Raw genomic sequence first — 14,895 nt, forward strand, 5'->3', positions numbered from 1 at the left:
GCTCGCGGCAACCTCGTTGTCGGTGGCTCACAGTGCACTCGTTGTCGGTGGCTCACAGCAACCTCACAGGGAGAGTCCAGCGAACGAGCAGCATCTCGCGCGAAGATGGACACCGTGAGCGAGACACCCGAGGCCAGAGTCCTGATCGTCGACGACGAACCGACCATCGTCGAACTGCTGTCGGTCAGCCTGAGGTATCAGGGATTCGAGGTGGCGACGGCGTCGTCCGGTCCCGAGGCTCTCGACAAGGCGCGCAACTTCAGGCCCGAGGCTCTCATTCTCGACGTGATGATGCCCGGCATGGACGGGTTCGGTCTGCTGCGTCGACTGCGGGCCGACGGAATCGATGCGCCTGCCCTGTTCCTGACCGCGCGTGACTCGGTGGAAGACAAGGTGACCGGGCTGACCCTCGGTGCGGACGACTACGTCACCAAGCCGTTCTCGCTCGAGGAAGTGGTGGCCCGACTCCGCGTGATCCTGCGCCGGTCGGGCAAGAGCGAGGACGCGCAGCCGTCGCGAGTTGCGTTCGCGGACATCGAACTCGACGACGACACCCACGAGGTGTGGAAGGCAGGCGAGCCGATCTCGCTCTCGCCCACCGAGTTCACGCTGCTGCGGTACTTCATGGTGAACGCGGGAACCGTGTTGAGCAAGCCACGAATCCTCGATCACGTGTGGCACTACGACTTCGGTGGTGAAGTGGGAGTGGTGGAGTCGTATGTGTCGTACCTACGTCGCAAGGTCGATACCGGAGACACTCGCTTGATTCACACGCTGCGAGGCGTCGGCTACGTCATGCGCCAGCCACGGTGACGGCCGTTCGAGGTCGGATTCGGAGCCTGCCGCTGCGTTTCACCTTGGTCGCGGCGTTGCTGCTCCTGGTCGGGTTGGGTCTGCTGGCGTCCGGTGTGGCGGTGACGTCGTCGCTCGAGTCCTCCCTGATGCGTCGCCTGGACAGTCAACTGGTCGAAGCGTCCCAGGGATGGGCGAAACCGGGTGGCGAACGCCCGCCCTTTCCGATCGACGAGCCCAACCCGAACCGGCCGCCGACGAACTTCTTCGTTCGGTCCGTGGCCAACGACGGTACCGTCCGGGGCCCGATCAACGACGTGGCCGAGAGTGTTCCGGACCTCTCCGGTGCGCCGTCGGCAACTCCGAAGACCGTCGGTTCCGAGGGCGACCCGTCGAAGGAGTGGCGGGTCATCACGGTGACCAACAGCGAGGGGTCCACCACCGTCGGCATGTCGCTCAGCGCCAACCAACAGACCGTCAGCCGGCTCGTGGTGCTGCAGTTCTACATCGGTGCCGCCGTGTTGCTGGCCCTGGCCGTGATCGCCTACTTCGTGGTGCGACGCAGTCTGCGACCGTTGCGTGAAGTGGAGACGACGGCCGCGGCCATCGCTGCCGGAGACCTGCATCGCCGGGTTCCCGAGTGGAGTGAGAAGACCGAGGTGGGCCGATTGTCACTAGCCCTCAACGGAATGCTCTCGCAGATTCAGCGGGCATTCGCGGCAACTGCGGCCTCGGAGGAGGCGGCTCGTGCGTCCGAGGATCGGATGCGCCGCTTCGTCGCCGACGCCAGCCACGAACTACGTACCCCGCTGACGACGATCCGCGGGTTCGCCGAGTTGTATCGGCAGGGCGCGATGAGCGACATCTCGTTGCTGATGACGCGTATCGAGGGCGAATCGGCGCGGATGGGCCTGCTCGTCGAAGACCTGCTGATGCTCGCGCGACTCGACGCGCAACGCCCGCTCGACATGCGTCGCGTCGACCTACTGACCATCGCCGCCGATGCCGTGCACGACGCCAAGGCGGTCTCACCCGCGCGGGACATCTCGCTGAAAGTGTTGGCCGGGCCGGGAATACCCGAGGTCAGCGGCGACGACGCTCGCCTGCGGCAGGTACTGGCGAACCTCGTCGGAAACGCGGTGCGGCACACACCCGAATCGGCGTCGATCACCGTCTGCGTCGGGACCTCCCAGTCCTCGGTGCTGCTCGAAGTCCAGGACACCGGCCCCGGTCTGGGCGAGGAAGAGGCGGCGCACGTGTTCGAGCGCTTCTATCGAGCCGACTCCTCCCGGACGCGCGAGAGCGGCGGCAGCGGGCTCGGGCTCTCGATCGTCGCGGCCTTGGTGGCGGCGCACAACGGCACCGTTCGGGTGCAGAGTACCCCCGGTCAGGGTGCGACCTTCCGGGTCGAATTACCCCGCGCCGACGGTTGATTCGCTTGCCGTCCTGGCTTTCTTGCGCTCGGCCAGTTTCGTGTACGCGGCTGCGGCGAGTGGCGCGGCCACGAGCATCGACACCAGTCGGATCACCTGCACACATGCGACGAAGGTGACATCCGACCCCGTGGTCGCCGACACGGCGAGCACAGCCGCCAGGCCGCCGGGTGTGGTCGCGAGGTACCCGGTGAGCATGCTGACCCCGGTGATCGCAGACAGCGCCCAGCCGAACAGCGCGCACACCAACCCGATCGAGAGCACCAGCAGTGCGGCCCACGGGAAGATGCGACCGATGGCCCGCAGGCTCGACACGGTGAAGGCGAGCCCCGCTTGCCATCCGATGACGATGAACGCCACCGGCAGCAGCACCGTGGGTACCGAGATGTCCACGGGCCATCCGAGCAGTTCGCAGGCGCCGGCGACGATCAGCGGTCCGAGCGTCGCCGGCGCGGGCAGTCGGATGAGCCGCGCCAGAACGATTCCGGCGATGACGGCGGCGATCAGAAAGGCCGTGCCGATGTACCAGAGCGTCGTCGCCGTATAGTCCGCGCCTGCTCCGCCGCCGGTGTCGGTGTGGAACGCGAACGTGACGATCAGCGGCATCGTGACCACCACGAGCGCGACGCGCAGGTATTGCACCACGGCCACGATCCGCTCGTCCCCGCCGAGTTCTCGGGCGATGGACACCAGACCCGTTGCGCCACCGGCGATCAGGGACAGTGCTCCGGTGACGGGGTCGACATCGCGATGCAGGGCGAGCAGTGCGCCGCAACCGGCGCTGACGATCAGCGTGCCCGCACCCACGAGAACGGCGGGAATCCAGTTCTCGCCCAACGCGCCGAGAGTGTCGGTGTCGAGCATCAGACCGATGGTGACGGCCAGCGTGCCCTGCGCTGCCATCGACGCCGGGCGCGGTACCGCACCCGGGCCGAGGCCGGTCAGAGCGAACACCACAGCGACGACGAGGGCCGCGAACAACGACGGTGCCGTCAGGCCCAGGGCCGCGAAAAGGGCCCAGCCCCCGACGGATACGGCCGCGAGGCCGATCCATCGGAGGCTGTTCCCCAGTACTCGTCTCATCCGTTTCGGAGCACTCACGCTCCGGACTTGACCAGAAGAACCGGGACCGGAATCTCGAGGAGCAGGCGCTGAATGGTCTGTCCCATCAGGAACTTTCCGACCGCCGAGCGGTGTCGGGAGCCGACCACCAGGATCTCGGACTTCTGCTCTTCGACCAAGGTCAGCAGGGTGTTGACGGCATCGGGATCGGGCCGGCCCACCGCCACGGTCCAGGAGACGGCGTCGGCGTGATCGATATCGGCCAGAGCGGTCTCCACCGACGTGGATACCGCCTGCGTCTCGGCCGCCTCGGCGGAGGGCTCGGCCGATCCGGAGAGTGCGTGCAGGACGACGAGGTCCGTCTCTCGAATGCGGGCTTCTCGCACTGCGGCCGCCAACGCTGCGCGGCCCTCGGGTGAATTGTTGTGCAGTACGCCAACGGTCATGACAGTTTCTCCTACGACGAGTGGGGTGGGGGATCAGCCGAACGGGATCTGGCCGAGGAGGATGCCGACGGCCAGCATCGCGAGGGAGACGACCACAGCTCGCCACAGCACCTTCTTGTGGTGATCGGCCAGCGACACTCCGGCGAGGGTGACCAGCAGCAGGATGGCCGGAACCAGCGGACTCTGCAGGTGGACGGGCTGACCGGTGATCGACGCACGGGCCATCTCGACGGGGTCGATGCCGTACTTGCTCGCGGTCTCGGTCAACACCGGGAGGATGCCGAAGTAGAAGGCGTCGTTGGTCATGAAGAACGTCAGCGGGATGCTCAGGATGCCGGTGATGACGGCCAGGTACGGGCCCATGCCCGCCGGGATGACGTTGAGCAGCCACTCGGCCATGGCCTCGACCATGCCGGTGCCCTGGAAGACGCCGGTGAGATTTGCTGCGGCGAGCACCATGGCGACCACGGAGACGATGGAGGACGAGTGCCGTGCGATCGCGTCGCCCTGTTCCTTGACCTTGGGGAAGTTGACGGTCAGAGCGATCGAGGCAGCGATCATGAACAGCACAGGGATGGGCAGGATGTCCATGACGAGGATGACGAGCAGGATGACCGTCAGAGCAGCGTTGAACCACAGCAACTTCGGGCGCAGCGTGTCGCGATTGGGGTCCAGGCCGTCGAAGAACTGACCCGATTCGCCGGAGTCGTCCGATCCGCCGGTGCCTGATCCGCCGGTTCCCTTGCCGCCCTTGCGGATACTGCCGCCGCCACCGGAGGCCACCAGTTCGGGTTCGTAGATCAACTTGCCGATGCGACGACGCTCCATGATGCCCAGGTGCACGGCGAACAGCAGCACGATGATCAGGCCGACGATCATCGAGGGAACCATCGGAACGAAGACATCGGACGGGGAGATGCCGAGAGCGGATGCGGCGCGCACCGTCGGGCCGCCCCACGGGATGATGTTCATCGTGCCGTTGGCGAGACCGGCGACGACGGTCAGAATGACCGGGCTGACACCGAGTTTGAGGTACAGCGGCAGCAGCGCGGACGTGACGATGATGAACGTGGTGGAGCCGTCACCGTCGAGCGAGACGACCATGGCCAGAATGGCTGTTCCGACAACGAGTTTCATCGGGTCGTTTCGCACGAGGCGCAGGATGCCGCGCACCAGCGGGTCGAACAGTCCGACGTCGATCATGATTCCGAAGAAGATGATCGCGAAGAACAGCAGGGCTGCAGTGGGGGCCAGGGACTTGATGCCGTCGGTGATCATGTCACCGATGCCGAGTCCGGCGCCGGCCAGCAGACCGAAGATGACGGGTACGAGGGTGAGTGCGACGACGGGCGTGGCTCTCTTGGTCAGGATCAAGAACATGAAGGCGGCTACCATGAGGAAGCCGAGTATCACCAACATCGTGCACTCCTTCTCGAAATGTGTGAGGTGGGTCCGGTTGGACTACGTGTTGTGACTGAAGTTACGTAACCGGCATCACATGTTCGCTGTTGTGCGCACTACCCGCGCAAGCAACGAAAAGAGCCTTTTGCGCATTGTGCTCGAGCCCGCTCGGCGCATAGCCTGGTTGGGTGCGATTGAGGACTCAGGTGCTGTTGTTGCAGGCAGCGCTGGTGGCGGTGGCTCTGGCGGTGGCGTTCGGGGTCTTCGCCATCAGCAGTGGCAGCCAGGCGAGCGAGGAATACGGCGAACGTGCACTGGCCGTTGCGCGGACGGTGGCGTCGGACCCGGAGGTGCGTTCGCTCGTCGAGCAGTTCTCTGCCGTGGACACCGCAGGCACCGACGCCGCGCCTGCGGGAGTGTTGGCAGGCGGAGCACTGCAGCGTGCAGCCGAGGGTGCCCGAATGCGCACCGACGCACTGTTCGTCGTCATCACCGACGATCGGGGTCTGCGGTTGGCGCATCCCGATCCGACAGTTCTGGGTCAGCGGGTGAGTACGGATCCGTCGGGGGCGCTGGCGGGCAACGAGGTGGTCGAGCAGGAGCGCGGCACCCTCGGCGACTCCGTGCGCGCGAAAGTGCCTGTGCTGGCTCTCGGTTCGACCGACGTGGTGATCGGTGAAGTGAGCGTGGGAATCTCCACGACGGCCGTGCGCACCGAGTTGGTGAAAGATCTGATCAACGGCGCGTTGGTGACCGGTGCCGTACTGCTGCTCGGGCTGATCGGCTCGACTCTGTTGGCGCGCAGATGGAAACGGCTGACTCTGGGGCTCGAGCCGGAGGAGCTCGCCGAACTGGTCCGGGAACAAGAGGCGGTGTTGCACGGAATCGGTGAGGGTGTCGTCGCCATCGACCCCGATGGAGTCGTCACGGTCGTCAACGACGAGGCGCGCACCCTGCTCTCGATCGACGGTAAGCCGGGGATGCGCATCGAGGACATCGGTCTGACCCCGAGGCTGCTCGAGGTCATCGAATCGCCGACGTCCGAGCCGGTTCTCGCGGCCGTGAACGAGGTCGTGGTCATTGCGGCCGCCCGAAAAGTACTGCGAGACAATCGTGATCTGGGTACGGTGCTGACCGTGCGCGACCGAACCGACGTGGAGACGCTGACGCGTCAGCTCGACGCGGTGCAGTCGATGTCCGCTGTGCTGCGCGCGCAGCGTCACGAGTTCGCGAATCGGATGCATCTGGTCAGTGGACTGCTGCACGAGGGTCACCCGGATCGGGCGTCGCAGTACATCGACGAGATCCTCGGTGTCGGACCGAGATCGGAATCCATCGAGGGCATCGACGCCGTGTCCGACGCCTATCTGCGGTCGTTTCTGACGGCGAAGGCCGCGCATGCGAGGGAGAGCGGAGTGCGGTTGGTGTTGGGCGAGAACACCTGGGTCGGCGGCGAAGTGGCCGTCCCCGTCGACGTGACCACGGTGCTGGGCAATCTCGTCGACAATGCGATCGATGCTGCCAGGCTGGGAGTCAGGCGGCCGGCCGAGGTGGAAGTGGAACTGGTGCAGGATGGTTCGACGTTGCACATCGTGGTTCTCGATTCCGGAGACGGGGTGGACCTGGCACCCGAGCAGGTGTTCGTCGAGGGAGTCTCGACCAAGTCGACCGAAGAATCGCCGGGCGGTCGGGGAGTGGGCCTGGCGCTGAGTCGGCAGATCGCGCGCACCCGCGGTGGCGACGTGACGCTGGCCGATGCCGGTGGGCAGATCACCGAGGAGAACGAACGAGGAGGCGCGGTGTTCATCGCGTCGATACCGGACGCGCTACAGGCAGATGAGGTCTCGCAATGAGAGTGCTGGTCGTGGACGACGATTTCCGGGTTGCGGATCTGCATGCGGCACTGGTGAATTCACTCGACAACTACGAGGTCGCCGCAGTCGCGACGAGTGTCGCTCAGGCTCGGGAGTTGGCGTCGTCGCAGTCGTTCGATCTGGCGCTGGTGGACGTCTATCTGCCCGACGGATCGGGAATCGACCTGGTGCGCGAACTCGCCTGCGACGCAGTGGTGCTCTCGGCAGCAGCCGATCAACAGACGGTGCGCGCGGCCATGACCGCGGGTGCCTGGACGTATCTGATCAAGCCGTTTCCGCGATCGGCGTTGATCGACCGCCTCACCGGGTATCTGACGTACCGGACTGCACTGGACCGTTCGGAGGAGCTGACCCAGGCCGACATCGACGGCGGACTCGACGCGCTGCGCCCGCGCGCGGCCGCGCCGCTGCCGTCCTCGCAGTCCGTGACCCGTGACCTGGTGCTCGACGCGGTGCGCACGACGGCCGACCCGATGTCCGCGGGCGAAGTTGCTGCAGCCATCGGCATTTCACGCGCGACAGCGCAACGCTATCTGGCGACCCTGGTGTCCAAGGGCCGGTTGCGCATGCAGCTGCGGTACGGATCGACAGGGAGGCCGGAGCAGGAATACTCGCTAGCGCCCGGCGCGTGAGAACGACACCACCACGGCCCCGAGAACCGAGATCGCAGCGGTGACCAAAGCTGCGGTGTTCCAGCCCTGCACCAGTCCGCCGGCTCCACTCCCGGCCGGAACGGCAACCACCGCAACGACGGTGACCCCGATAGCGGACCCGACGTAGCGCGCAGTGTTGTTGGCACCACTGCCCATGCCGCCGCGTCCGGCGGGAACGCTGGCCACCGCCTCGCGGCCGAGCGCAGCGTTGAGTACGCCGCTGGCGACGCCGGCCACGAGCAGGCCGGGAAGCAACCGCGGCCAGGAGGCGTTCTCGGACAACCCCGTCAGCATCAGCATGCCGATCGCGACGCCCACCAGCCCGACGGCGAGTTGCGTTCGACCGCTCAGCGACGCGGGCAGCCTGCGGGCCAGCAAGGCGGTGACCACGGACGTGGCCGACCAACCGAACAGCAGCAGGGCGGCACCGAGCGCATCGATTCCCAGTACGGTTCCGAGGAATCCGGGCATGTACGACATCAGGGCGATGATGCCGCCGCCGGTGGCCAGCGCGGCGACGGTGGCGGCCAGAAACGGCGGGTGTCGGAAGAGGGTGAGATCGAGCATCGCAGCGGCACTGCGCAATTCGAGGACCACGAACGCACACAGCAACAGGGCCGCCAGTACGAACAAGATGATCGGGGCCATGGCTGTCCAGCCCTGCCTGCCCTCGACCAAGGCGGCCAACAACGCGGCGATGCCCGTCGCCAACAGCAACGCGCCGACCGGATCGAGGCCGCGGGGGGCGTCGGACCTGGATTCTTCGACGAGCACATGCGCGGCGACGGCCAGTGCGAGCGTGGCGATCGCCAGCACCACGTAGGCCGTACGCCAACTCGCCGAGCGATCCAGTATGGCGGCGAGCAGAGGGCCGAGAGCGATGCCTGCACCCACGCTCGCACCCCAGACCCCGCTGGCCTTCGCGCGCACCGGACCGGCCGGGTGGGTGTGGGCGATGATGCCCAGGCTCGAGGCGACGACGGCCGCGCCGCCGAGGCCCTGCAGGATGCGGGCGAGAACGAAGATCAGCGTGTTGGGGGCGAGCGCGCAGACGATTGCGCCGACGGCCAGGACCACCGCGCCGAGAGCGAACGTGCGGCGACGTCCGAAGTCGTCGGCGACCGTACCGGTGGTGAGCAACGCCGCGGCGAGGCCGATGCTCATGGAGCTGAGAATCCAGGTGCGTCCTGCGGCGTCGGACATCAGATCGGCTGCGGTGCTGTTGATGGTCGCGAGCGGTGCGGTGAACGCCATCAGGGTCAGCAGGGTGCCGAGCGCTGCGATGGCGAGCGCGCGGGCGCTGTTCGCGGTGCCGGTGGGCGAGGGTGCAGTATCGGTCATCGTCGTCCTTGTGGTCTGGTGATCGAACTGTAAACGCCCGACTTGGTTCGGTCAACAGACTGTACTATCGCCCCATGGCACTCGGAATCGACTACGCCCGCCAGGACTGCTCCCTGGCCCGTGCCCTCGAACTCGTCGGTGAGCGATGGACCTTGCTCATCGTGCGCGACTGCTTCTTCGGCGTCCGACGCTTCGGTGATTTCCAGGTCCACCTCGACATCTCCAAAGCAGTCCTCGCACAACGACTCGGCGCGCTGGTCGACGCCGGGCTGCTCGAACGACACGCTCGCTCATCGGCGGGTGGACGCGAGCACTACGTTCCGACCGCCGCCCTCGAAGGGCTGTGGCCTGCGGTGTTCGCCCTGAGCTACTGGGGTGAGGAACAGACCGCGAAACCCGCAGGGAAGCGTCGACGATTCATCCACGCGGACTGCGGAACCGACCTCGGGCCACTGGGGTTGTGCCCCGAATGCGGCGTTGCGCCGGGGCCGCACGACATCGACACCGACATCGGCCCCGGCTACGACCCCGACACCCGATCGGACGAGGTCTCGATGCAGCTTCGGACGCGTCGTCGGCTGTTGACGCCGCTGCGTTGAGCGAGATGCGTCAGTTCGGGACGTGAGCCTCGTGGCCGAGCCGGCGTAGCGCTGCTCGGAGCTTGGCTGCGGCCTCGTCCTGCGACTCCGCCGACGGATTCGGATCGGCACCGGAGATGTCGAAGTTGCCCATGTCGTACGCCGGAAACACGTGCAGGTGCAGGTGCGGGACCTCGAGTCCGGCGATCAGCAGACCGGCGCGGGGAGCATCGAACGCGGTCTTGACGGCCTGACCGATGATCTGCGCGACGGCAGTGATCTTTGCGAACGCGGCACCGTCGACGTCCTGCCACTGGTCGATCTCCTCACGCGGAACCACCAACGTGTGGCCCGGGGTGAGCGGCGCGATCGTCAGAAACGCAACCACGTCGTCGTCCTGCCACACGAAACGCCCCGGAATCTCACCGGCGATGATCTTGCTGAAAATGGAAGCCATGGGAACAGGATGCCCTACCCGACTCGACCGGGGCCGTACCAGTGGTCGTGGCTCCCAGGTAATTGCCAGGTCGGTCGCAGGGCGATTCAAGGTCCGGGCCCGATCGTTGTCGTCATGACAACGAATTCCCTCGCACGAGCAGCAGGCCAGCGGCCCGGCTCGAACGCCACGGCCACTCTCGAGGTGGTCATTCCGGTATACAACGAAGAGGCCGATCTCGAACAGTGCATTCGTCGTCTCCACGAGCATCTGGAGGACCGAATCCCGTTCCGGTCCTCGATCACGATCGCCGACAATGCCAGTACCGACGGAACACTCGCTGTCGCACGTCGACTCGCCGACGAGATCGACGGAGTCCAGGTTCATCATCTGGACGAGAAAGGGCGGGGCCGGGCACTCAAAGCAGTGTGGCTGGCGTCGGACGCCGATGTGGTGGCCTACATGGACGTCGATCTGTCCACCGATCTCAATGCGCTGATGCCGCTGATCGCACCGTTGATGTCCGGTCATTCGGACCTCGCCATCGGCTCGCGGCTCAACCGATCGTCCCGAGTGGTTCGCGGTGCAAAACGTGAATTCATTTCGCGCAGTTACAATCTCATTCTGCGTACTTCGCTGCGCGCCCGCTTCTCCGATGCGCAGTGCGGTTTCAAGGCCATGCGTACCGACGTCGCCCGACAGCTGTTGCCGCTCGTCGAAGACACCGGGTGGTTCTTCGACACCGAATTGCTCGTCATCGCAGAGAAAGTCGGCCTGCGCATCCACGAGGTGCCCGTGGACTGGGTCGACGACCCGAACAGCAGCGTCAACATCGTCGACACCGCCGTCAAGGACCTGCAGGGCTGCTGGCGCGTCGGGCGTGCCCTCGCCACCGGTGTACTGCCGGTCGCCGAACTTCGCCGAAGCCTGGGACGGGAGCCGCTCGTGCCCGGAGTACCGCACGGAATGATCAGCCAGATGGTGCGATTCGGCATCATCGGCATCGCCAGCACCATCGCCTACGCACTGCTGTACCTGATGCTCCATTCCCTGATCGGCGCGCAGGCCGCGAACTTCTTCGGGCTGCTGATCACCGCTGTGCTCAACACCGCGGCGAACCGTGCCTTCACCTTCGGCGTCCGGGGGCCCGACGGTGCGGGCAAACACCAACTGCAGGGGCTGGCGATCTTCGGCTTCGCTCTTCTCGTCACCAGTGGATCGCTCGCCGTGCTGCACGCCTGGGTTCCCGATGTGTCCCGGCACGTCGAACTCGCCGTCCTCATCGTCGCCAATCTCGTTGCCACCGTGTGTCGATTCGTCGCCCTGCGGTGGGTCTTCCGTAGCACACTGGACGCAGGCTCGGAGTCCGCGAGTTCGGAGAAGAGCCTGTGACGACGACCATGGAGCGGCCCTCTGCGGCTGCCGATTCTGCACCGGTGACCTCCCCGCGCTGGGAATTGATCGGGCTGGTGGCTCTGCTCTTCGGAACCGGCATTGCCTACTTCTGGGGACTCGGCGCGTCGGGCTGGGCCAACTCCTTCTATTCCGCTGCGATACAGGCAGGTTCGGTGTCGTGGAAGGCCTTCTTCTTCGGATCCTCCGACGCCGCCAACTCGATCACCGTCGACAAGCCCCCGATGTCGCTGTGGCTGATGTCGTTGTCGGTACGCATCTTCGGACTCAACACCTGGGCGATGCTCGTACCCCAGGCTCTTCTCGGCGTCGCCTCCGTGGCACTGCTGCGCGCCACCGTCAAGCGCCGATTCGGTGGCGCGGCCGGTCTGCTCGCCGGCCTGGTACTTGCCGTGACTCCGGTTGCCGCACTGATGTTCCGATTCAACAATCCCGACGCGTTGCTGGTGCTGCTGATGATCGCCTCGGTGTGGGCGTTGCTGCGAGGCGTCGAGACCGGAAAGACCAAGTGGCTGTTGATCACCGGAATGTTCGTCGGATTCGGCTTCCTCACCAAGCAACTCCAGGTCATGCTCGTCGTACCGCCGCTGGCTCTGACCTATCTGATCGCCGGGCCGCCTAGGTTCCTCACCCGGCTGTGGCAGCTGTTCGGCGCGCTGGGCGCGATGATCGTCTCGGCCGGATGGTGGATTCTGATCGTGGAATTCTGGCCGGCGTCGTCACGACCGTGGGTCGGTGGCTCGCAGAACAACTCGATTCTCGAACTCACGCTCGGGTACAACGGATTCGGTCGCCTCAGTGGCGACGAGACCGGAAGTGTAACCCCCGGCCGCGGCGGTATGGGCGGCGACGCGGCCGGGGGCATGGCGGGTGGGATGCCCGGTGGGATGCCCGGTGGTATCTGGGGCGAGACAGGCATCCTTCGCATGTTCGACTCCTCCCAGGGTGGCCAGATCGCCTGGCTGATCCCGGCTGCGTTGATCCTGTTCGTCGTCGGACTCGTGTTGCGCGGCAAAGCCTCTCGGACAGACGTGCAACGAGCCTCGCTCATCGTCTGGGGATCATGGTTGCTGGTCACCGGTCTGACCTTCAGCTTCATGGCCGGAATCTTCCACTCGTACTACACCGTTGCGCTCTCGCCCGCCGTCGCCGCTCTCGTCGGCATCGGCAGTGTGGTGCTGTGGCGTCGACGTGACACCTACTGGGTACGGATCGCGATGGGCGTCGCGGTGGCGTCGACCGTCGTGATGGCGTGGGTGTTGCTCGGTCGCAGTGAGAGTTTCGTGCCGTGGCTGAAGTGGGCGATTCTCGTCGTCGGAATCGTGGCGGTCGTCGCGCTGCTGATCCCGGCACTGACTCGCGGCAGGCTGGCTGCGGCATCGATCCTGGCGGTGATGTTCGCCGGACTCGCCGGACCGACCGCCTATGCGGTCGACACCATCGGCACCCCGCATACCGGAGCCATCGTCTCGGCCGGTCCCAGCACCGGCATGCGCGGATTCGGCGGTATGGGCGAAGGCCGAGGCGGCCCGGGCGGGATGCAGTTGCCGGCCGGGGTTCAGATACCTGCCGGAATGCAACCGCCTGCGGGTTTCCCGGGTCAGGCCGGGGCTGCCGGCGGGGCCGAGATGGGCGGGACGGGTCGGGGTATGGGCGGCGGTATGGGTGGTCTGCTCGAAGGCAGTGCACCGACTGCGGCCATCACCGAGATGCTCGAGCAGGACGCCGACTCGTACACCTGGGTGGCAGCGGCCATCGGAGCCAACACCGCTGCGGGTTACCAACTGGCCACCGAGGATCCCGTCATGCCGGTCGGCGGTTTCAACGGCACCGACCCCTCGCCGACCCTCGCCCAATTCCAGCAGTACGTCGCCGACGGAGAGATCCACTACTTCATCGGAGGCGGCGGCATGCCGGGCATGGAGTCGGGGACCTCGGCAGAAATCTCCGCCTGGGTCACCGAGAACTTCACCGCGACCACGGTCGACAACGTGACGTTCTACGACCTCACGCAGTAACACCGAACCACCACGAAAGAGCCCCGCGCCGTGACAGGTGCGGGGCGCTTTCGCGTCGAGCAGATAGTCTGATGCACTGTGCGCGTACTAGTCATAGGTTCCGGTGCTCGTGAGCACGCCCTCCTCCTTGCGTTGAAGGCCGATCCGTCGGTCGAGCAGCTCTTCGTGGCTCCCGGCAACGCAGGCACCGCGAAGCTTGCCGAGCAACACGCGGTCGACGTTGCCTCCGGTGAGGCGGTGACCGCGCTGGCGAAGAAGGTCGAGGCCGATCTCGTCGTCATCGGACCGGAGGTTCCACTGGTCCTCGGCGTGGCCGACGCCCTCCGTCAGGCCGGCATCGCTGCGTTCGGCCCCTCCGCGGAGGCTGCGCGCATCGAAGGGTCCAAGGCGTTCGCCAAGGACGTGATGGCAGCGGCCGGTGTGCGGACCGCGCACAGCGAAATCGTCGACTCGCCCGCCCTGCTCGACGCAGCCCTCGACCGTTTCGGCCCCCACTGGGTGGTCAAGGACGACGGCTTGGCCGCAGGCAAGGGTGTCGTCGTCACCACCGATCGCCTCATCGCTCGCGATCACGCAGCGGAGCTCCTCGAGAACGGTCACCCGGTACTGCTCGAATCGTTCCTCGACGGACCCGAGGTCTCCCTCTTCTGCCTCGTCGACGGCGAGACCGTGGTGCCACTGCTGCCCGCGCAGGACCACAAACGCGTCGGCGACGGAGACACCGGACCCAACACCGGCGGCATGGGTGCGTACACCCCGCTGCCGTGGCTGCCCGAGGGTGCCGTCGAGGAGATCGTCCGTGATGTGGTGAAACCCGTTGCCGCCGAGATGGTCGAGCGCGGTGTGCCATTCTCCGGTCTGCTGTACGCGGGTCTTGCCATGGGTGCCGACGGCCCGGCGGTCGTCGAATTCAACTGCCGCTTCGGCGATCCCGAGACCCAGGCGGTGCTGGCGCTGCTCGACTCACCTCTCTGCGAGGTGTTGAACGCGACGGCAACCGGCACACTTGCGTCACTTCCTCCGCTGCGCTGGAAGGACGGCGCGGCCGTCACCGTCGTCATCGCCGCCGAGAACTACCCCGGTCGACCACGCACCGGTGACGAAATCCTCGGCTCCGAGGGCGAAGGCGTGCTGCATGCCGGCACCGCGGTGAAGGACGGCGCAGTCGTCTCCGCGGGTGGACGCGTGCTCAGTGTGGTCGGCACCGGATTCGACCTCACCGCCGCCCGAGACGACGCCTACTCACGCATTGCGGGAATCCGATTGCCGGGCAGCCACTTCCGTACGGACATCGGCCTGGCTGCCGTGGAGGGTCGCATCTCGCTGTAGGTGCGGTGAGTGGGCGGGCGTCGGCCGGCGTGTTCCAGCAAACGCGCGCGCGTTCGTGAGACGCCCCTCTTTGCCAAGCTTCTGGTGAGTCATTCGAGAAGCTATGGAGGGTTACTGCA

13 protein-coding genes are annotated in these 14,895 nt (G+C 66.2%); 8 read left to right on the forward strand and 5 right to left on the reverse strand.

From position 1 onward, the window contains the following. The first annotated feature begins 105 nt into the window (after positions 1–105). Positions 106–813 carry a response regulator transcription factor gene (locus tag QM590_RS16575; RefSeq protein ID WP_068055814.1) on the forward strand — a complete coding sequence of 236 codons (708 nt, stop codon included), beginning with the start codon at positions 106–108 and terminating at the stop codon, positions 811–813. Beyond that, complete coding sequence (locus QM590_RS16580; RefSeq protein WP_262498237.1) at positions 810–2,225, forward strand: sensor histidine kinase; 1,416 nt, start codon at positions 810–812, stop codon at positions 2,223–2,225. Before QM590_RS16575 ends, QM590_RS16580 begins: the two co-directional genes overlap by 4 nt. Here QM590_RS16580 and QM590_RS16585 read toward each other — a convergent pair. The 3 genes from QM590_RS16585 to QM590_RS16595 are packed head-to-tail and all read right to left on the reverse strand — an operon-like array spanning position 2,205 to position 5,152. Further along, a complete protein-coding gene (locus QM590_RS16585) occupies positions 2,205–3,308 on the reverse strand; it encodes an AbrB family transcriptional regulator (protein ID WP_269595714.1) in 1,104 nt (367 codons plus the stop codon). The genes QM590_RS16580 and QM590_RS16585 overlap by 21 nt on opposite strands. A 14-nt stretch (positions 3,309–3,322) precedes the next feature. Further along, positions 3,323–3,733: a universal stress protein gene (locus QM590_RS16590; protein ID WP_068055827.1), complete on the reverse strand. Its 411-nt coding sequence runs from the start codon at positions 3,731–3,733 to the stop codon at positions 3,323–3,325. Between the two features lie 33 nt (positions 3,734–3,766). Further along, positions 3,767–5,152: a CitMHS family transporter gene (locus QM590_RS16595; RefSeq protein WP_269595703.1), complete on the reverse strand. Its 1,386-nt coding sequence runs from the start codon at positions 5,150–5,152 to the stop codon at positions 3,767–3,769. A 170-nt stretch (positions 5,153–5,322) separates the two neighbouring features. Between QM590_RS16595 and QM590_RS16600 the strand changes: the two genes are divergently transcribed. Then, positions 5,323–6,987: a sensor histidine kinase gene (locus QM590_RS16600; protein ID WP_149404966.1), complete on the forward strand. Its 1,665-nt coding sequence runs from the start codon at positions 5,323–5,325 to the stop codon at positions 6,985–6,987. After that, positions 6,984–7,640: a response regulator gene (locus QM590_RS16605; RefSeq protein ID WP_149404967.1), complete on the forward strand. Its 657-nt coding sequence runs from the start codon at positions 6,984–6,986 to the stop codon at positions 7,638–7,640. The genes QM590_RS16600 and QM590_RS16605 overlap by 4 nt, the downstream gene beginning before the upstream one ends. Here the strand turns inward: QM590_RS16605 and QM590_RS16610 are convergent. Then, on the reverse strand, positions 7,623–9,002 hold the full coding sequence (locus tag QM590_RS16610) for an MFS transporter (protein ID WP_149404968.1): 1,380 nt from the start codon (positions 9,000–9,002) through the stop codon (positions 7,623–7,625). The two genes, QM590_RS16605 and QM590_RS16610, sit on opposite strands and share 18 nt — an antisense overlap. Positions 9,003–9,076: 74 nt before the next feature. Between QM590_RS16610 and QM590_RS16615 the strand changes: the two genes are divergently transcribed. After that, positions 9,077–9,601: a winged helix-turn-helix transcriptional regulator gene (locus QM590_RS16615; RefSeq protein ID WP_149404969.1), complete on the forward strand. Its 525-nt coding sequence runs from the start codon at positions 9,077–9,079 to the stop codon at positions 9,599–9,601. A 10-nt stretch (positions 9,602–9,611) separates the two neighbouring features. Here the strand turns inward: QM590_RS16615 and QM590_RS16620 are convergent, their stop codons facing one another. Continuing rightward, positions 9,612–10,037, reverse strand: a complete 426-nt coding sequence (locus QM590_RS16620; RefSeq protein WP_149404970.1) for an HIT family protein — start codon at positions 10,035–10,037, stop codon at positions 9,612–9,614. 114 nt (positions 10,038–10,151) lie between these two features. On the opposite strand from QM590_RS16620, the gene QM590_RS16625 reads away from it, so the two are divergent. The 3 genes from QM590_RS16625 (at position 10,152) to purD (ending at position 14,776) form a co-directional block, all read left to right on the forward strand. Then, entirely contained in the window at positions 10,152–11,408 is a 1,257-nt protein-coding gene (locus QM590_RS16625) for a bifunctional glycosyltransferase family 2/GtrA family protein (RefSeq protein ID WP_149404971.1), read from the forward strand. Beyond that, positions 11,405–13,447: a glycosyltransferase family 39 protein gene (locus tag QM590_RS16630; RefSeq protein ID WP_269595702.1), complete on the forward strand. Its 2,043-nt coding sequence runs from the start codon at positions 11,405–11,407 to the stop codon at positions 13,445–13,447. Before QM590_RS16625 ends, QM590_RS16630 begins: the two co-directional genes overlap by 4 nt. 78 nt (positions 13,448–13,525) lie before the next feature. Beyond that, complete coding sequence (gene purD / locus QM590_RS16635; protein WP_149404972.1) at positions 13,526–14,776, forward strand: phosphoribosylamine--glycine ligase; 1,251 nt, start codon at positions 13,526–13,528, stop codon at positions 14,774–14,776. Positions 14,777–14,895: the final 119 nt, after the last annotated feature.

The organism is Rhodococcus sp. IEGM 1372, assembly GCF_030056835.1.
GTDB lineage: Bacteria > Actinomycetota > Actinomycetes > Mycobacteriales > Mycobacteriaceae > Rhodococcoides.